Here is an 18970-nt window from a genome sequence, read left to right as displayed (position 1 = left end):
CGGGCCGTTTCCGCGCTTGCGAGAGACAAGGTCCGGTCTTCTTGCTAGGTTCCGCGGGATGAGCCTCTCCCTCCATCCCGACACCCCGCAAGCCAGGACGCTGCCGAGCGCGCCCCCGGGCGAGGTCGTGTCCGGTGAAGCGGCGGGGCGGGGGATCCGAACCCGTCTATTCACCAAATACGTGGCGCTGTTCGTGGCCGTCGTCGCCATCGCGCTGCTCGCCAACGGCCTGTTCGAGGTCTTCTTTTATTATCGTGAGCACAAGGCCTCGCTGATCCGGGTGCAGCACGAGCAGGCGGAGGCGGCTGCGGCCAAGATTGGCCAGTTCGTCAAGGAGATCGAGAGTCAGCTCGGCTGGACCACGCAACTGCCCTGGACGGGGGGATCGATCGAGCAACGCCGGTCCGACGCGCTGCGGCTGCTCCGTCAGGTGCCTGCCATCACCGAAATCGCCCAGGTGGATGCGACCGGAAAGGAGCGATTGCGCGTCTCGCGGCTCGCCATGGACGCGATCGACAGCGGGATCGACCTGTCGAGTGATCCGAAGTTCACCGAGGCGGTCGCGCGCAAGGTCTATTACGGTCCGGTCTATTTCCGCAGGGACTCCGAGCCCTATATGACGCTGGCGCTGGCCGGCGCGCGCAAGGATGCCGGCGTCAGCATCGCGGAGGTCAATCTCAAGCTGATCTGGGACGTCGTGTCCCAGATCAAGGTCGGCGAGCACGGGCACGCCTACGTGGTGGGACCGGAGGGACGCCTGATCGCGCATCCCGATATCAGCCTCGTGCTGCGCAATACCGACATGTCCAAGCTCGAGCAGGTGCGCGGTGCCCAGGCCGGTGGCGGCGCCATGCCGGACTCATTGCAGGAGGCGACCAACATCCAGGGGCAGGAAGTTCTGACAGCCTCCGCCCCCATCGCGCCGCTCGGCTGGACGATGTTCGTGGAATTGCCGGTCGAAGAGGCCTATGCCGCGCTCTACGCCTCGTTGCAACGACTAGCGATCGTGCTGCTGGCGGCATCGATCTTCGCTGTGCTCGCCGGGATTTTTTTGGCGCGCCGCATGGTAGGGCCGATCCAGGCGCTGCGCAGCGGCGCAGAGCGGATCGGTGGCGGCGACTTCTCCCAGCGCATCTCGATCAAGACCGGCGACGAGCTCGAAGGGCTCGCGGACCAGTTCAATCACATGGGCGAGCGCTTGCAGGAATCCTACGCCGATCTGGAAAAGAAGGTCGAGCAACGCACGGCAGAATTGAGCGAGTCCCTGCAGCAGCAGACGGCAACCTCTGAGGTCTTGGAGGCCATCAGTTCGTCCGCGGGCGAATTACAGCCGGTCTTCAACAAGATGTTGGAGAATGCAACGCGGGTCTGCGGAGCGAGCTTTGGCGTCATGGATCTCTGGGATGGGGAGCGATACGCTCTGGTATCGGACTACAATCTACCCCCGCAATTTGCTGCCACGCGACAGCAGAGCAGGATGCTCGCACCACATCCCGAAAGCGGCCTTGCCGAGGTTGCCAGAACGCATCAGGTTGCCCACGTTCTCGATGTCCGCGAAGCCCCTGCCTATCGTGCCGGAGCCGAAATGGCAGTCTTGCTTGCTGACGTTGGAGGCGCTCGCACGGCGCTTATGGTGCCGTTATTGCGGGAAGACGAGCTGATCGGCGTGATAACAATCTTTCGCCGGGAGGTTCGCGCATTCACCGACAAGCAAATCGCGCTGGTAGAGAATTTTGCCAACCAGGCCGTCATTGCCATTGAGAACGCACGGCTGCTCAAGCAACTTCGCGAACGCACCAGCGAGCTTTCGCAATCCCTCGACGACCTGCGCGCCGCGCAGGACCGCCTGATCCAGACCGAGAAGCTCGCGTCCCTCGGCCAGCTCACGGCGGGCATTGCCCACGAGATCAAGAACCCGCTCAATTTCGTCAACAATTTCTCCGCGGTCTCGACCGAGTTGATCGACGAACTCAACGGGGCGCTGCAATCGGCAGCGCTCGACGCCAAGTCGAAGGAGGATATCGACGAGCTGACCGGTATGCTCAGGGCCAATCTCGAGAAGGTCGTGCAGCACGGCAAGCGTGCCGATTCCATCGTCAGGAACATGCTGCTGCATTCGCGCGAGGGCTCCGGCGAGCATCGCGCCGTCGACATCAACGCGATCGTTGAGGAAAGCCTCAATCTGGCCTATCACGGCGCGCGCGCCGAACGGCCGTCCTTCAATGTCACGCTCCAGCGTGGCTTCGACCCGGCGGCAGGCATGGTCGACATCTATCCGCAGGAGATCACGCGCGTCTTCCTCAATCTGATCTCGAATGGCTTCTATGCCACTGCCAAGCGCAAGGAGAGCGCAGGCGACGCCTTCGAGCCCACCTTGAGCGCTGCGACGAAAAATCTGGGCGACAAGGTCGAAATTCGGATCCGCGACAACGGCATCGGGATTCCGCCCGAGGTGAAGGAGAAGATGTTCAATCCGTTCTTCACCACCAAGCCGGCCGGCGAGGGCACAGGACTCGGCCTTTCCATGAGTCATGACATCGTCGTGAAACAGCACGGCGGCACGATCGAGGTGGAGACCGCGCCCGGTGTATTCACCGAATTCATCATCACGCTGCCGCGCACGATGGCGGTGGGCGACACTTCCGGAGGCAAGACTTGAACGTTTACATCCTAGTCGTCGACGACGAGCCTGACGTCGAGGCGTTGTTCCGGCAGCAATTCCGGCGCGAGCTGCGCGCCGGCCGCTTCCAGATGGAATTTGCGTCATCTGCGCCTGATGCGCTCAAGCGCGCCGCCGAGGTTCGCGATCCCTCGCTGATCCTGATTCTCTCGGACATCAACATGCCCGGCATGAGCGGTCTCGACATGCTGCCGAAGGTGCGCGCCGCGCATCCGGACGTTCCCGTCATCATGATCACGGCCTATGGCGATGCCGAAACGCGCCGGAAGGCGATCGAGCGCGGCGCTGTCGGGCTCCTCACCAAGCCGATCGACTTTGCGCTTCTGCGGCAGGAGATCGATACGAGGCTCGAGCAAGCCGCATGACTGCGACCATCCTCTTCGTCGATGACGAGCCGGATCTCGAGGCGTTGATCCTGCAAAAGTTCCGCAGGCAGATCCGCGACGGTGTCATCGATATCATGTTCGCGCGCGACGGCCTCGACGCGCTGCAATCGCTCGAGCAGAATCCGCATGTCGATATGGTGGTTTCCGACATCAACATGCCGCGCATGGACGGGCTGTCGCTGCTGGCGAAACTGCAGGAAGCAGAGGACAAGAAGTCGACCATCATCGTCTCCGCCTACGGCGACATGAGCAACATCCGCACCGCCATGAACCGCGGCGCATTCGACTTCCTGACCAAGCCGATCGATTTCGCCGACCTGGAAGCCACGATCGACAAAACCATTCGTCACGTCGAGATGCTGCGCGAGGCGCGGCGGCGTCAGATGGAGGCCGAGCGTGCCCATGCCGCGCTGTCGCGTCATTTCTCGCCCGAGCTCGCCAAGCGTCTGGCGGCAAGCGGCGAGGGTGAGGGCATCCAGGTGCAGTGGCGCGACGTCGCGACCATCTTCACCGACATCACAGGCTTCACCTCGCTGGTCGAGACTGCGCCGCCCGAAACGCTTGGCGCGCTCCTCAACGAGTATGTCGGCGGGATGACCGAGGTCGTCTTCGCGCATGAAGGGACGGTCGCCAAGATCATCGGCGATGCGATCCAGGTGCTGTTCAATGCCCCGGGCGATCAGCCTGACTATGCGACCCGTGCGGTCGCCTGTGCCCATGATCTCGATGCGTGGGCGCAGGATTTTTGTGCGCGCCAACGCTCAAAGGGCGTGAACTTCGGCGCGACCCGCATCGGCATTCACGCGGGGCCGGCGCTGGTCGGAAATTTTGGCGGCAATCGGTTCTTCGACTACACCGCATATGGCGACTCCATCAACATCGCGGCGCGGCTGGAGGCCGCCAACAAGTACCTGGGAACGCGCATTTGCGTCAGCGCCAGCGTCGCCAACGCGGCCGACAGCTTTCAGGGTCGCCCTGTGGGTGAGTTGATGTTGCGCGGACGCAGTGAGCCGCTGCGCGCGTTCGAGCCGCTGCCGCAGGCCAGGTTCGAGGCGCCGGAGACGGCGCTCTATTCCGAGGCGTTTGCCAAGATGGAAGCCGGCGATGCCGCCGCCATGCCGGCCTTTGCCGCGCTGGTCGGCATGCACGCCGACGATTCCCTGGCCGGCTTTCACCTGAAGCGCCTGCTCAACGGCGCCAAGGGCATTCGCATGCAACTGGAATAGGAGTGCGTCATGGTTCGTGAGTTCTCTGCCGGCAATTATCGTTTCATTCCGTCCGTGTTCCAGTATTCGGCAGGCGCGGCCGCGGATGAGGGCTATGAGATCGAGCGCGTCCGGTTCGACCGCCTGGTGCCGCTTGCCGAGGGGTTTGCGCTGGCCGGAAAATTCATCCAGGAGGCGGGGCGTCCGCTGACAGCGTTCTGCGCCTGTGAGCTGCGTTCACCGGCGGCCTTCAGCGAAGAGGGCTTTCGCGCGTTCAACCTGCACTATGTGAAGACGCTGTCCGAATGGGGCATTTTCGACGGCACCAGCAATCCGGTGGCGCGCAGCAATGTCTGTCCCGAGATCGACCCGCCGTCCGAGCCATCGTTCTACGCGTTCTGCTTCACGCGCCCGGCACGCTCCAAGGCGCCGAGCTTTGTGATCGCCGGCGGCGCCGAGGCACGCGAGGGCGGCGGGACCTATGTCGAGCGCACGGTGCGCTACCGCGACCTCAGCCCGGAGGGCCTTCGCGAGAAAGTGCGCTTCACGACGACGTCGCAGATGGAGAACCGCCTGGCGGCCTTCGGCTTCGGCTGGAAGGACACCACTGGCGTGCAGGCCTATTCCGTCCACGACTTCCACCACGCGCTGGTCGACGAGCTGGTTCGCCGTGGCGCCTTGCGCTCCGGCCTCACTTGGCATTTTGCCCGGCCGCCAGTGGTCGATCTCGAATATGAGATGGATTGCCGCCGCGTGATGCGGGAGGTGGTGATCTAGCGCTGGCGCGGGTCGAGGGCGTCGCGAAGACCATCGCCGAGCAGGTTCAGCGACAGCACCACGAGGAAGATTGCAAGTCCCGGCCAGATCGCCATCCAGGGTGCCTGGGTGAGGAAGCGTTGCGCCGCATTGAGCATGCTGCCCCAGGACGGCGCCGGTGGCTGCTGGCCGAGGCCGAGGAAGGACAGCGCGGCTTCGGCGATGATGGCGGCTGCAATCGACAGCGTCGCCTGCACCAGCAGCGCCGGCAGGATGTTCGGCAGGATATGCGAGAACGCGATCCGCCACGGCGGATTGCCGAGCGCACGCGCAGCCTCGACATAATCCTCGGCCTTGACGACGAGCACCTGGCCGCGGGTCAGGCGGATGAAGATCGGGGTGGCCGAGATGCCGATTGCGATCATGGCGTTGCCAAGACTCGGGCCGAGGAATGCCGCGAGCGCGATCGCCAGGATCAGGAACGGGCAGGCCAGCATCGCATCCGTGATCCGGCTGATCAGCGCGTCGGTGAAGCCGCCGCGATAGCCGGCGAGCAGGCCGAGCGGAACGCCGATGCCGAGCGCGATCGCGACCGAGATCAGGCCGGCGAGCAGCGAGGCCCGCGCGCCGTAAATGACGCGGCTCAGGATGTCGCGGCCGAGCTCGTCGGTGCCGAACCAGTGTGCGGCGGTCGGCGGCTTGCGCACCAGACTCCAGCTCGTCGCGATGGGATCGAAGGGGACGACGAGTGGCGCAAGCACCGCCAGCGCGATAAACGCGATGATCACGACAAGGCCGAACACAGCCGCCTTGCGCTTGAACAAGCGCCGCCGGGCGCGACGTGCCGGGCTATCCAGCTCGTGAGCTTCCGTGACGGGGCTGGCCAGCGCCGTGTCGGTCATGGGTTAGCCTCGAAGCCGCGGATTGACGAGGATATAGGCGATGTCGGCAATGAGATTCAGCGTGATGTAGACCGTGGCCGTCACCAGCACTACGCCCTGCACGACCGCGTAGTCGCGGTTGAACACGGCGTCCACGATCAGCTTGCCGAATCCGGGGATGGAGAAGATCTGTTCCGTCAGCACGGCGCCTGACAGCAGCGTGCCGAGCTCGAGCGCGCCGAGCGTGATGATGGGTGTCAGCGCATTGCGCATCGCGTGCTTGAGGATGACCGAGCGTTCCAGCAGTCCCTTGGCGCGCGCAGTGCGGACATAGTCGCTCTCCAGCACCTGGAGCATGGCGCTGCGCGTATGCCGCATCAGGATCGCGGCAATCGCATTGCCGAGCACGAAGGCGGGCATGATGGTGGCCGCCAGGCTCGCGCGCCAGTTCTCGGTGAGCGGCACGTAGCCCGAGGCCGGCAGCCAGCCGAGCTCGATCGAGAACAGGAAGATCAGCATGATGCCGAGCCAGAAGTTCGGCGTCGATATCCCCCACAGCGCGAAGAAATTGGCGCCGTAGTCCCAGGCGGTGCCTTTCTTCACGGCCGCAACGATGCCGGCGGGAATGCCGATCAGGAACGCGATGATGATCGCCATCGAGCCGAGCTGCAGCGTCACCGGCAGCTTTTGCGCGATCAATTCGCGCACCGGCATCTTGTTGCGCAGGGACTCGCCGAAATCGCCAGCCAGCACGCCCTTGATCCAGTAGGCGTACTGCACGGGGACGGGCTGATCGAGCCGGTACTGACGCCGGATCTGCTCGATCACGGCGGGATCGCGCTCTTCGCCCGCCATCACCAGCGCGGGATCGCCGGGCAGCAATTGCTGCAGCGAGAAGATCAGCACCGAGACGAAGAACAGTGTCGGCACGATCTGCGCAAGACGGCGGGCAAGGAAGTTCAGCATTCTGGCTGCGTCACTTCAGCTTGAGGCCGATGACACGTACGAGCCCGTCGGGCATCTGCTTATAGCCTTCGAGCTTGGTGGTGTGCGCGATGATGATGCGGCGGTGGTAGAGATAGAGGAGCGGCTCTTCGTCCTGGACCAGTTTCGCCAGGGCTTCGTAACTGGCCTTGCGCTTGGCGAGGTCGGTCACGAGGCGCGCATCCTCCAGCGCCTTGTCGGCCTGCGGATTATTCCAGGCGCCGTAGTTCTGTGGCGCGCCGTTGTGCAGGAAGACGAAGGTGTTGCCATCGGGATCGACGCGGCCGCTCCAGGCCAGCATGAAGGCCTGGTAGTCGCCGGCCTCGGCCTGCTTGAGCCCGGTCGCGAATTCGGTGACGCGGAGCTTCATGTCGAAGCCGGCTTCAGCCGCCATCGACTGGATCACCTGCGCTGGCGTCTCGGTCTCCGCGCCCTTCGACACCAGGAAATCGACGCTGACCGGCGGTGTCACGCCGGCTTCCTTCAGCAGCGCCTTGGCCTTCTCCACGTTGCGGGGGCGGATCGGAAGCGATTTCTGATAGTAGGGATGATCGGGATTGACCCACTGATTGCCAGGCTGGAACTCGCCGTTGAACACGACCTGGTTGATGGCCTCGCGGTCGATCGCGAGGTCGAGCGCCTGCCGTACCTTGGCGGACTGGCTGAGCGGGCCCTTGGCCTTGTCCTTGCCGATATTGAGCGTGATGCCCTGATAGCCGAGCTCGATTGCGGTCGCGACCTTCAGTCGTGAGTCCGCGCGCACCTCCTTGAGGTCGGTGGCGAGCACGCGTTCGATCAGGTCGAGGCCGCCGGACTTCAGGTTCGCGAGCCGAACCGTGGCATCGACGATCGGCTGGAACACGATCTTATCGATGAAGACGTTGTCCTTGTTCCAGTAGTCGGCAAACTTCTCGAACACGATGCGGTCCTGCTGCACGCGCTCGACGAATTTGTAGGGGCCCGCGCAGACCGGACGCAGGCCGAACTTGTCGCCGGCCTCCTTGGCAGCTTTAGGCGACATCATCATGCCGGCACGATCGGTGAGCTGGGCGAGCAGAGGTGAGAACGGCGACTTCAGCACCAGCTTGACGGTCAGGGGATCGACGATTTCGATGTGGTCGACCGAGGCCAGCTCGGGTTTGCGGAAGGAGCCGGGGAATGTCAGGTGGCGCTCCAGCGAGAACTTGGCGGCTTCCGCATCGAACGGCTCGCCGTCGTGAAATTTCACGCCCGGGCGGAGCTTGATGACGAGCGCCTTGCCGTCGTCGGCGGTTTCGCTGGAGAGCGCGAGCTGCGGCACGATGTTGAGCTTTTCGTCGATGTCGAACAGCTTGTCGCAGAACGCGGAGAACACGATGCGGCCGACATAGGTGCGCGCCATGGTCGGGTCGAGGATATCGGGGTCCTCGGCGAGGCCGATGCGCAGCGTGGTCTGGGCCTGCGCGGTTGCGATCGACAGCAGGAAGGCGGTGGCCGTTGCGGCCAAGCGAAACATCTTCATCGGACAGTCCCCATTGCTTCGGCTACGTCGTTGTCGGCGCGGTGCCTTGTATACCAACCCCGGAAGGGGCAGCGCCTTCCGTCTTTCGACTGAAGGCCTCGACCAATTTTGCCAGTGCCGGCGAAAACCCGCCGGCGGCCGGCAGGATGGCCTCGGCCGACGGCAGCTCGCTCACGCGGTGACAGGCGGCGGCATGGGCCGCGCCGTCGGCGATCAGCTCCGGCGCCTCGCTGCGACAGCGCTCGACGACGAAGGGGCAGCGGGTATGGAAGCGGCAGCCGGCCGGCGGATTGAGCGCGCTCGGGATCTCGCCTTGCAGCAGGACCTTCGCGCGCTTGGCGTGGGGCTGCGGCAGGGGGATCGCGGACAACAGCGCGCGGCTATAGGGATGGCGCGGCGCAGCGAACAACTCGTCCGCCTCCGCCGTCTCGACGATCTGGCCGAGATTCATCACCGCCACGTGGTCGGCGATGTGCTTGACCACGGCGAGGTCATGCGAGACGAAAATGTAGGCGAGGCCGAGCCGGTCCTGGAGCGCACGCAGCAGGTTCAGGATCTGCGAGCGGATCGAGACGTCCAGCGCCGAGACCGGCTCGTCGCAGATGATCAGCTTCGGCTCGACCGCGAGCGCACGGGCAATGGCGATGCGCTGGCGCTGGCCGCCGGAGAATTCATGCGGATAGCGCCGCGCGAGCCGCGGCTCCAGCCCGACCAGCCGCAGCAGTTCGGCGACCCGTTCGCGCCGCTGTGCCGCCGGCACGAGATCGTGCAGCACCAGCGGCTCGGTCAGGATCTGGCCGACGGTCATGCGCGGATTGAGCGAGGCGTAGGGGTCCTGGAAGATGATCTGAGCCTCGCGGCGAAAGGCGCGGAGCGCCTCGGCATCGAGCGACAGGAGATCGTGATCGTCAAAACGGATCGCGCCCGCATCCGGTTCGATCAACCGCAGGACGAGGCGGCTGACGGTGGATTTGCCGCAACCGGACTCGCCGACGATGGCCAGCGTCTTGCCGGCTTCAAGGGAGAAGCTGACGCCATCGACCGCCTTGACATGCGCCAGCGCGCGGCCGAACAGCGAGCGTTCGGCGACGAAATGCTTGACCAGGCCTTCGACCTCGAGCAGCGCCATCACGACACCAAGAGTTCGAGCGGCGCGCGGATGCAGCGCGAGAGGTGGCCGGAGCTGATTTCGACGAGTGGCGGCGGCGCTTCGGTGCAGGCGTCCAGCACGAAGGGACAGCGCGCGGCGAACCGGCAGCCAGCGGGCGGCTGCGCCATGTTCGGCACCATGCCTTCGATCGTCGCAAGCTGCTCGGCGCGATGGTCGAGCCGCGGGATCGAGCCGAGCAGGCCGACGGTGTAGGGATGTTGCGGCGCTGCGAACAATTCGTCCACCGGCGCACGCTCGACGATCTCGCCGGCATACATCACCGCGACCTCGTCGCAGACCTCGGCGACCACGCCGAGATCATGGGTGATCAGGATGATCGCGGCGCCGCTCGCCGCCTTCAACTCCCGCATCAGCTCCAGGATCTGAGCCTGCAGGGTGACGTCGAGTGCGGTGGTCGGCTCGTCGGCGATGAGGAGGCGCGGATCGCAGGCCAGCGCCATGGCAATCATCACGCGCTGGCGCATGCCGCCGGAGAGCTTGTGCGGATATTCGTCGATCCGCCGCTCGGGTGAAGGGATGTGGACGCGGCGCAGGAGCTCGATCGCCCGCTCGCGCGCGCTTTTCCGCGAGCCGCCGCGGTGGCGCAGGATGGTCTCGATGATCTGGTCGCCGATGGTGAGGCTCGGGTTGAGCGAGGTCATCGGCTCCTGGAAGATCATCGCGAGCCGGTTCCCGCGGAGATCGCGCAGAGTCTGGTCCGGCGTCTCCAACAGATCGAGGCCCTCGAAGCGGATCGCGCCCGATATCTCCGCGCTTCCCTTCGGCAGCAGGCCCATGATCGCCAGCGACGTCACGCTCTTGCCGCAGCCGGATTCGCCGACGAGACCGAGTGTCGCGCCATTGGCGACGCTGAGGTCGACGCTGTCGACCGCGTGGGTGACGCGGCCGTCGTCGCCATGGAAGCGGATGCGCAGATCCGTGATATCGATGAGAGGGCCCGCGCTCATGACCGTCTTGCGCGCGCTGCTGCGATGCTGGCGTCGATGACGCTGCGATCGGTGTTGCCGGCCGGGTTCTGCCGCGTCGGCATCGAGGCGCGGAAGTGCATCCAGAGCTCGTGGCTGACTTGCTCGAGGCGTTCGAGCTCGCCGAGCGGGTCGGGATGATCGTCGGCACGAATGTCCAGCGCCGGCCATTCCTCCTCGCCGTGGATCAGCAGCGCGGCCGATTGCTTGCCGCGCTTGTCGCCGCCGGCGGCCTCGCCCGCTCGCATGGCCGCGAGCAGGCGGCGCGCAAAGGGCAGGCTGTCATTGGCGATATAGGTCTTTGCGGTCTCGTCGAGCACGTCGGCACCCGCGAGCATATTGCCGGCGATGGAGAAGCCGCTGCCTGCGATGTGGCCGCACCAATCGACGCAATCGCGCCCGGTATGCGCGGCGATCTCGCCGCTGGCATCCATGACATGGATCTGTCGGCTTTCGCGACCATCATCGGTCGCGAGCAGGGAGGCCAGCACGTCGTGTGCATTGAGGCCCTCGCGCAGCAGCTTGACGCCGTCGATCCCGTAATAGGGATTGACGAAGGCCTGCGTTGCGATAGCGCCGAGTCCGGCCGCAATGTACGGGACGCGCGCGCCGACGGCGAAGAAACGGGTCGCAACCGCGATGCCGAACTGGCCGGTGGCAGGATCGCGCGCAATGATCGACCAGGTCATGTGCTGCCCTTAGCGTCCCGCGGCGTAGCCCTGCATGCCGCGCGGATTGGCGGCGGCGCGCCGGCGCGGACCAACGCGCGAGGCCGCGGTGAGGCGGCCTTCCGACCAGTCCGGCCCGACCTCGACGATATGCCCGCGCTCGCGAAGATTCTCGATCGTGGCCTTCGGCACGCGGTTCTCGACCACGAGCACGCCCGGGCGCGCGGTGCGCGGCCAGAACGAGATCGGGAAATGCTCAGAGTGCCAGGCCGGGGCGTCGATCGCTTCCTGGAGGTTGAGGTTGCAATGGACGTGGCGCAGGAAGAACTGAGTGATCCACTGGTCCTGCTGATCGCCGCCGGGGGAGCCCCAGGCCAAATACGGCTCACCATCGCGCAGCGCCATGGTCGGAGACAGGGTGGTGCGTGGCCGCTTGCCCGGCGCGAGCGCGGCGGGATGGTCTTCCTCCAGCCAGAACATCTGGGCGCGGCTACCGAGACAGAAGCCGAGCTCCGGAATGATCGGCGAGGATTGCAGCCAGCCGCCCGACGGTGTCGAGGACACCATGTTGCCGGCCTTGTCGATGATGTCGAAATGCACGGTGTCGCCGCGCACCTCTCCGAAGCGTCCGACCGTCGGCTCGCCGGCACCGAGCGCGCCGACCGCCTCGCGCTGGCCCTCGGCACGGCGCAGCTTGACCACCCCGCCATAACCCTCGACCGTGCCGGGCACGAAGTCGAGCGAGGCCTTGTCGGTGACGAGCTTGCGGCGCTCGTCGTTGTAGGCATCCGACAGCAGCGTCGCGATCGGGATCTCGGTGAATTTGGGGTCGCCGTAGAATTTTTCGCGGTCGGCGAAGGCCAGCTTGGCGCATTCGATCTGGAGATGGATGAACTCCGGCCCGGTCGGGTCGAGGCCATCAAGCGCAAAACCCTTCAATAGCGCGAGCTGTTGCAGCGTCACCGGACCCTGGCTCCAGACGCCGGCTTTGCAGACGGTGTAGCGGCCATAATCGTAGGTGAGGGGCGCCTCGATCGTCGGCTGCCACCGCGCCATGTCATCGGCCGAGAGCACGCCGCGATGCGGTGAGCCGCTGACGTCCATGACTGCCTGGGTGCGGCAGAATCTGTCGATGGCTTCCGCGACGAAGCCCTGCGACCACGCTTTTCGCGCCCGCTCGATCTCGGCGTCGCGGCCGCCGCCGCCGCTTTCGGCCTCGCTCAGGATTCGCGCGTAGGTCGCCGCCAGCGTCTTGTTGGTGAACAGCGTGCCTGGCTTCGGCACCTCGCCGTTCGGAAGATAGACCGCGGCCGAGGTCGGCCAGTGCTTGCGGAACAATTGCTCGACGGTCTGGATCGTGGCGCAGGCGCGCTCGACCAGCGGGTAGCCGTCGCGCGCGTAGGAGATTGCGGGCTCCAGCACGTCGCGCACGCGCATCGTGCCATAGTCGCGCAGCAGCATCATCCAGGATTCGAAGGTGCCGGGAACACATGCCGCGAGCAGGCCGGTGCCCGGCACCATGTCGAGGCCCTCGCTCTTGTAATGCGCGATGGTGGCGCGCGCCGGCGCCGGCCCCTGGCCGCAGATCACCTCGGTGCGGCCGCGCTTCACGTCGTGAACGATAACAGGCACGTCGCCACCGGGGCCGTTGAGATGCGGCTCGACCACCTGGAGCGTGAAGGCGGTGGCGACGCCGGCATCGAAGGCATTGCCGCCTCTTTCGAGGACGGCCATGCCGACGGCCGTCGCGATCCAGTGCGTGGTGGCGACGACGCCGAAGGTGCCTTCGATCTCCGGCCTGGTCGTGAACGGATCTGGATTGATATTGCTGGCCATGGGCTACCTCATTTGCGACGCGCGCAATTGATCACAGGCCCACGCCGCCGCCAAATGCGCAGGCCGCATGGCACGCGCGCGTCACGCCGGGACCGGCGCGGTATTCACCGCGTGGCAGGCGACGCCGTCGATCAGTTCCGGAGTTTCCTTGCGACAAAGATCGAACGCCAGCGGGCAGCGCGGATTGAAGGCGCAGCCGGAGGGCGGATTGATCGGGTTCGGGATCTCGCCCTTGACCGGAATGCGCTGGCGGCCGCTCATGGCGAGATCAGGCACGGCGCCCAGCAGCATCTTGGTGTAGGGCATGCGCGGACGGGCGAACAGCTCGCGGCCTTCCGCGATCTCGACGATGCGGCCGAGATACATCACGCCGACGCGGCTCGCCATGTGACGGACCACGGCGAGGTTGTGGCTGATGAACATGTAGGTCAGGCCGAACTTGTCCTGGAGGTCGCGCATCAGGTTCAAAATCTGCGCCTGCACGGAGACGTCGAGCGCCGAGGTCGGCTCGTCGCAGACGATGAACTCGGCGTTTGATGCCAGCGCGCGCGCGATCGCGATGCGCTGACGTTGGCCGCCGGAGAATTCGTGCGGAAACTTCAGCCTGTCGTCAGGGTGCAGGCCGACGAGGCTGAGCAGCTCGCCGACGCGCGCCTGGATGTCACGTTCGCCCTGGATCAGATCGAACGCGCGGATCGGCTCGGAGATGATGGCGTCGACGCGGAAGCGCGGGTTCAGGCTCGCATAGGGGTCCTGAAAGATCATCTGAATGCGGCGGCGCAGCTTGCGCCGCGCCGGCGCCTGCCGCGGGTCGGTCATGGAGACGCCGTCGATCAGGACGTCGCCGGAGCTCGGCGGCAACAGGCCGACGACCATTCGCGCCACCGTCGTCTTGCCCGAACCGGATTCGCCGACCAGGGCGAACGTCTCGCCCTTCCTGATCTCGAAGGAGACGTGATCGACCGCCTTGAGATATTCGAGATGCCCGCCCTCGAGCACGCGGTTCAGCCAGGGCTTCGAGACGTCGAAGACGCGGCGCAGATTGGTGGCCTGGACGAAGGGAAGGCTCATGCCGCGCTCTCCGCCGGCACATTGTCATAGAGGTGGCAAGCGACAGACTGCGCGCCACGCGGTAGCGGCTCCGGCCGCTCGACCCTGCAGCGGTCGAAGGCGAACGCGCAGCGCGGATTGAACGAGCAGCCCGGCGGGATCGCCGACAGGCGCGGCATGGAGCCGGGAATCTGCACGAGGCGCTTGTCGTCGCCGGCCAGCGTCGGGATCGCGCCCATCAGACCCTTGGCGTAGGGGTGCAGCGGGTTTTTCACGACGTCCTGCACAGGGCCGATCTCGGCGACGCGGCCGGCATACATCACCGCGACCCGGTCCGAGGTCTCCGCGATCACACCCATGTCGTGGGTCACCAGCATCACGGCCGTGCCGTGGTCGCGTCCGAGCCGCTTGATCAGCGAGATGATCTGCGCCTGCACGGAGACGTCGAGTGCAGTGGTCGGCTCGTCCGCGATGATCAGCTCCGGCTCGGCACAGATCGCCAGCGCGATCACCACGCGCTGGCGCATGCCGCCGGAAAATTCGTGGGGATAGCCGTCGATGCGCTTTTCCGGCGCGGGAATGCCGACTTCGGCCAGGAGGTCGATGGCGCGGCGGCGAGCGGCCGCCTCGGAGAGATTGAGGTGGGTCCGGATCGTCTCCACGATCTGGTCGCCGACGCGGTAGAGCGGATTGAGCGAGGTGAGCGGATCCTGAAAGATCATGCCGATGCGCTTGCCCCGGATGCGGCGCATCTCCTCTGGCGGCAGATTGTCGACGCGCACGCCTGCGAGACGGATCTCGCCGCCGGCGATGCGGCCGGGTGGATCGATCAGGCCGATCACTGCGAGGCCGGTGACCGACTTGCCGGCGCCGGATTCGCCGACGACGCCAAGCACCTCGCCCTTGCCGATGTCGAAGGAGACGCCGTCGATGGCGCGCAGCGTGCCGCGGCGTGCCGCGAATTCGACCTTGAGATTACGCACGGAGAGGACGGGGGCGGTCATGGGCGACGAATACTCATCGAAGCTTCGGGTTAAGCGCGTCGCGTAGCCAGTCACCGAGCAGGTTGATCGACAGGATCAGGGCAGCGAGCGCGAGTCCGGGGAAGGCGACGATCCACCATTCGCCCGCGAACAGGTAGTTGTTGCCGATGCGGATCAGCGTGCCGAGCGAGGGCATGGTGTCGGGCAGGCCAACGCCGAGAAAGGACAGCGTGGCCTCGGTGATGATGGCCAGCGCGAGGTTGATGGTTGCGATGACCAGGATCGGGCCCATCGTATTGGGCAGCACGTGCCGCAGCATGATCTTTGGTGCAGGCAGGCCGATCAGCTGCGCGGCGGCCACATAGTCCTTGTTCTTCTCGACCATCACCGAACTGCGTACCGTCCGGGCATACCCCACCCAGAAACTCAGGCCGATCGAGATCACCAGCACCAGCAGCATGCTGGTGGCATCCAGCCGGTTGCCGAGGATCGATTTCGCGATGCCGTTGACCAGCAGCGCGATCAGGATGGCGGGGAAGGTGAGTTGCACGTCGGCGATCCGCATGATCACGCCATCCACCGCGCCCCCGAAATAGCCCGCGATCAGGCCGAGCGCGATGCCGAGCGCGCCAGCGAATATCACGCCGGCCACACCGACGGCGAGCGAGATGCGCATCCCGTAGAGAATGGCGGAGAACACGTCGCGGCCCTGCTCGTCGGTGCCGAGCAGGAACGGGCTCTGGCCGTCCGCGGTCCACAGCGGTGAGATCCGCGAATTCATCAATTGCAGTTGCGCCGGATCGAACGGGTTTTGCACCGCGAGCCAGGACGCAAAGATCGCAAGCAGGAAGAACAGGATCGTGATGGCGGCTGCCACCATGGTGAGCTTGGAGCGTCGGAACGAATAAAAGAGGTCGCTGTCGAGTGCGCGGCTGAACCAGCTCTGGGCGGCATGCGTCGGCTGCGCGCCCTGCTTGTCGGAATTGGAGACGACTGCGTCGGACATGCAGGCTGCCTTATGCGGCGCGACCGATGGTCGAGCGCAGGCGCGGATCGACCACGGTGTAGAGGATGTCGACCACCAGATTGATGGTGACGAAAATCAGCGAGACCATCAGCAGGTAGGCGGCCATGATCGGGATATCGACGTTTTGCACGGCCTGCACGAACAGCAGTCCCATGCCCGGCCATTGGAATACGGTTTCGGTGATGATCGAAAATGCAATAACCGAGCCAAACTGAAGTCCGGCTACCGTGATCACGGGAATGAGCGTGTTCTTCAGCGCATGGCCGAAATGGATGGCGCGGGTGGTCAGCCCGCGGGCGCGAGCGAAGCGGATGTAGTCGGTCCGCAGCACTTCCAGCATTTCCGCGCGCACCAGCCGCATGATCAGGGTCATCTGGAACAGGCCGAGCGTGATCGAGGGCATGATCAGTGCCTTCAGGCCCGACAGCGTGAGCAGGCCCGTCGTCCACCAGCCGAGCTTGACCACCTCACCGCGGCCGAACGAGGGTAACCAGCCCAATGTCACCGCGAACAGATAGATCAGGAGAATGCCGATCAGGAAGGTCGGCAACGAGATGCCGATCAGCGAAACAGCCTGGAATAATTTGGCGAGCACGGTGTCGCGCTTGAGCGCCGAATAGACGCCCATCAGGATACCAAACACCATTGCGAAGACGGTCGCGCAGATCGCAAGCTCCAGTGTCGCCGGCATGCGCTCCATCAATAATGCCGAGACCGGCTGGCGGAACTGGTAGGAGACGCCAAACTTGAACTGCGCGGCGTCGGCGAAATAGCGCACGAACTGCACCGGCACGGGATCGTCGAGGCCGAGCGACTTGCGCACGACTTCGCGTTCGGCCGCCGAGGTGTCGATCGAGACGATCTGGTTGACGGGGTCGCCGGCAAAGCGGAACATCGAGAACGCGATGATACCGACGGCGAACATGACGCCGATGGCCTGAATGGCGCGGCGAAGAGTGAAAGCGAGCATTCCTTCCACTTTCCTTGAGTGGGCTTCTAGCCGACGTCTTTGTCAGCCGGAAAAGGAAAGGTCCCGGAAGCCTGGTGCTGCCGGGACCTCGTATTTAACCGACGCTATTCCTTTTTGGTCGCCCAATGGAACATGACCAGATTGTCGGCGCGTTGCGGCAGGTTGACCTTTTTCGATACGCCCCAGGCCAGTGCCTGCTGGTGCAGCGGGATGTAGGCCCAGTCCTTGATGCTGATTTCGTAGGCCTGCTTGATCAGCTGGTTGCGCTTGGCGGTGTCGGTTTCGACCAGCACCTTGTCGGTGATGGCGTCGAACTCCTTGTTGCAGTAGCCGCCGAGATTGGCCTCACCGCGCGAGGATTTGGCATCGTCGCGGCAGCCCATGATGTCATAGAGCACGTTGTGGGAATCCATCGTGCTCGGCGTCCAGCCCAGCAGATAGAACGAGGTCTGGTAGCCGCCCTGTTTCAGCACCTTGGCGAAGTATTGCGCCTTCGGCTGCGCCAGCAAATTGATCTTGACGCCGATGCGGGCAAGCATGCCGACGACCGCCTGGCAGATCGCCGCGTCGTTGACGTACCGATCGTTCGGGCAGTCCATCGTGACCTCGAAGCCGTCGGGATAACCGGCCTCGGTCAGGAGCTTCTTGGCTCCATCAGGGTCGAATTTCGGCCTCGTGAACTCCTTGGACAGCGCGAACAATTCCGGCGCGATCATCAGCGCCGATGGCGTTGACAGCTCGCGCATCACGCGCTTCTTGATCAGCTCGATGTCGATCGCCTTGTAGAAGGCCTCGCGGACGCGGACGTCCTTGAATGGGTTCTTGCCCTTGATGTTGGAGTAGAGCAGTTCGTCGCGGGTCTGGTCGAAGCCGATGAAGATGGTGCGCAGCTCCGGCCCCTTCAGCACCTGGGCATTCGGGCTTGAATCGACGCGGGAGATGTCCTGGATCGGCACCGGCTCGATGACGTCGACTTCGCCGGAGAGCAGTGCGGCGACGCGGGTGGCATCGGAGGCGATCGGGGTGAAGATGATCTCCTTCAGATTACCTTCCATCTTGCCCCAGTAATTGGGGTTGGCCTTGAACACGGTCTTCACGCCGGGCTGGTGGCTTTCGATGATGAAGGGGCCGGTGCCGTTCTCGTGGAGCGAGGCGTAGCTCGGCGTGGTCGCCGCCACCGGCGTCGGATCGACGACGTTGTTCGCCTCCGCCCATTTCTTGTCCATGATGTACCAGACATCCCACGAGTTATGCAGGATGGGATTGGGCGAGGGCAGGACGAAATCGACGGTGTAGTCGTCGACCTTGACCACCTTGACGTCGGGCGCAAGGCGGGTCTGCATATTTGACCCCTTCTTGCGGACGCGATCGGCGGAGAACAGCACGTCGTCGGCGGTGAAGGGATCGCCGTTGTGGAATTTCACGCCCTTGCGCAAATGAAAGCGCCAGCGGGTCGGCTCCGGAGTTTCCCAGCTTTCCGCCAGCGCCGGAATGATCTTGAGGTCCTTGTCGCGGGCGGTGAGGCCTTGATAGACGTGACTCAGATGGGCGTGGGTGGTGCTCTCGTTGAGGGTATAGGGATCGAGCGACTTCAGGTCACCTTGGTTGGCATAACGCAGCGTCTGGCTGGACGCCGGAGAGACCGTCAATGCAAACGTACCGGCGAGCGTCGCCGCAAACAGACTTCGACCTACTGACATTCTTGACCCTCTCCGCTGCCGTGCCGGTGATTTTTGATTTGTTCGGCCGGCCGATTAATCCATGTTGCCCAGAGTTATCGACCCGTGCAAGCGTCATTCCAGCAAAGAACGCGCCAAGTTGCACCGCTGTGCAGCAATGTTGATCGTGCCACCTGGCATGGAGGCCTGCGGCTTTCGACTTTGGTTGACCATATTCGGCCGATTGCG

Annotated in this window: 16 protein-coding genes; 4 read left to right on the top strand and 12 right to left on the bottom strand. The window is 64.7% G+C overall.

Features of this window, described 5'->3' with window-relative positions; genetic code table 11:
- Positions 1-58: 58 nt before the first annotated feature.
- From NLM27_RS20765 to NLM27_RS20750, 4 genes are read left to right on the top strand one after another with little or no spacing between them, the layout of a single operon-like run.
- Positions 59-2659 (top strand): cache domain-containing protein, encoded by a 2601-nt coding sequence (locus NLM27_RS20765; RefSeq protein ID WP_254145082.1) that lies wholly within the window; start codon positions 59-61, stop codon positions 2657-2659.
- The gene (locus tag NLM27_RS20760; protein WP_018315558.1) at positions 2656-3045 is read left to right on the top strand and encodes a response regulator; all 390 of its coding nucleotides are present in this window, start codon (positions 2656-2658) and stop codon (positions 3043-3045) included. The genes NLM27_RS20765 and NLM27_RS20760 overlap by 4 nt, the downstream gene beginning before the upstream one ends.
- Positions 3042-4292, top strand: a complete 1251-nt coding sequence (locus NLM27_RS20755) for an adenylate/guanylate cyclase domain-containing protein (RefSeq protein WP_254145081.1) — start codon at positions 3042-3044, stop codon at positions 4290-4292. Before NLM27_RS20760 ends, NLM27_RS20755 begins: the two co-directional genes overlap by 4 nt.
- A 9-nt stretch (positions 4293-4301) precedes the next feature.
- Positions 4302-5048, top strand: a complete 747-nt coding sequence (locus tag NLM27_RS20750) for a hypothetical protein (protein WP_254145080.1) — start codon at positions 4302-4304, stop codon at positions 5046-5048.
- On the opposite strand, the gene NLM27_RS20745 is transcribed toward NLM27_RS20750, so the two are convergent.
- From NLM27_RS20745 to NLM27_RS20690, 12 genes are all read right to left on the bottom strand, one after another.
- The gene (locus NLM27_RS20745; RefSeq protein ID WP_254145079.1) at positions 5045-5929 is read right to left on the bottom strand and encodes an ABC transporter permease; all 885 of its coding nucleotides are present in this window, start codon (positions 5927-5929) and stop codon (positions 5045-5047) included. The genes NLM27_RS20750 and NLM27_RS20745 overlap by 4 nt on opposite strands.
- 3 nt (positions 5930-5932) lie before the next feature.
- On the bottom strand, positions 5933-6874 hold the full coding sequence (locus tag NLM27_RS20740; RefSeq protein ID WP_254145078.1) for an ABC transporter permease: 942 nt from the start codon (positions 6872-6874) through the stop codon (positions 5933-5935).
- Between the two features lie 10 nt (positions 6875-6884).
- Complete coding sequence (locus NLM27_RS20735; RefSeq protein WP_254145077.1) at positions 6885-8393, bottom strand: ABC transporter substrate-binding protein; 1509 nt, start codon at positions 8391-8393, stop codon at positions 6885-6887.
- Positions 8394-8415: 22 nt separating this feature from the next.
- Positions 8416-9522, bottom strand: a complete 1107-nt coding sequence (locus NLM27_RS20730; RefSeq protein WP_254145076.1) for an ABC transporter ATP-binding protein — start codon at positions 9520-9522, stop codon at positions 8416-8418.
- Positions 9522-10511 carry an ABC transporter ATP-binding protein gene (locus tag NLM27_RS20725; protein ID WP_254145075.1) on the bottom strand — a complete coding sequence of 330 codons (990 nt, stop codon included), beginning with the start codon at positions 10509-10511 and terminating at the stop codon, positions 9522-9524. Before NLM27_RS20725 ends, NLM27_RS20730 begins: the two co-directional genes overlap by 1 nt.
- Complete coding sequence (locus tag NLM27_RS20720) at positions 10508-11218, bottom strand: DUF1028 domain-containing protein (protein ID WP_254145074.1); 711 nt, start codon at positions 11216-11218, stop codon at positions 10508-10510. Before NLM27_RS20720 ends, NLM27_RS20725 begins: the two co-directional genes overlap by 4 nt.
- Positions 11219-11227: 9 nt before the next feature.
- Positions 11228-13033, bottom strand: coding sequence for a gamma-glutamyltransferase family protein (locus tag NLM27_RS20715; protein WP_254145073.1), 1806 nt, complete (start codon positions 13031-13033; stop codon positions 11228-11230).
- Between the two features lie 81 nt (positions 13034-13114).
- Entirely contained in the window at positions 13115-14104 is a 990-nt protein-coding gene (locus tag NLM27_RS20710; RefSeq protein WP_254145072.1) for an ABC transporter ATP-binding protein, read from the bottom strand.
- Complete coding sequence (locus NLM27_RS20705) at positions 14101-15087, bottom strand: ABC transporter ATP-binding protein (protein WP_254145071.1); 987 nt, start codon at positions 15085-15087, stop codon at positions 14101-14103. Before NLM27_RS20705 ends, NLM27_RS20710 begins: the two co-directional genes overlap by 4 nt.
- 13 nt (positions 15088-15100) lie before the next feature.
- Positions 15101-16072, bottom strand: coding sequence for an ABC transporter permease (locus NLM27_RS20700; RefSeq protein WP_254145070.1), 972 nt, complete (start codon positions 16070-16072; stop codon positions 15101-15103).
- A gap of 10 nt (positions 16073-16082) precedes the next feature.
- Complete coding sequence (locus tag NLM27_RS20695) at positions 16083-17063, bottom strand: ABC transporter permease (protein WP_254145069.1); 981 nt, start codon at positions 17061-17063, stop codon at positions 16083-16085.
- A 104-nt stretch (positions 17064-17167) separates the two neighbouring features.
- On the bottom strand, positions 17168-18763 hold the full coding sequence (locus NLM27_RS20690; RefSeq protein WP_254145068.1) for an ABC transporter substrate-binding protein: 1596 nt from the start codon (positions 18761-18763) through the stop codon (positions 17168-17170).
- Between the last annotated feature and the right edge of the window lie 207 nt (positions 18764-18970).

Origin of the sequence: Bradyrhizobium sp. CCGB12, from assembly GCF_024199845.1 — a bacterium.
In the GTDB taxonomy this organism is placed as follows: Bacteria; Pseudomonadota; Alphaproteobacteria; order Rhizobiales; family Xanthobacteraceae; genus Bradyrhizobium.
This window is presented reverse-complemented; position numbering and strand designations above follow the sequence as displayed.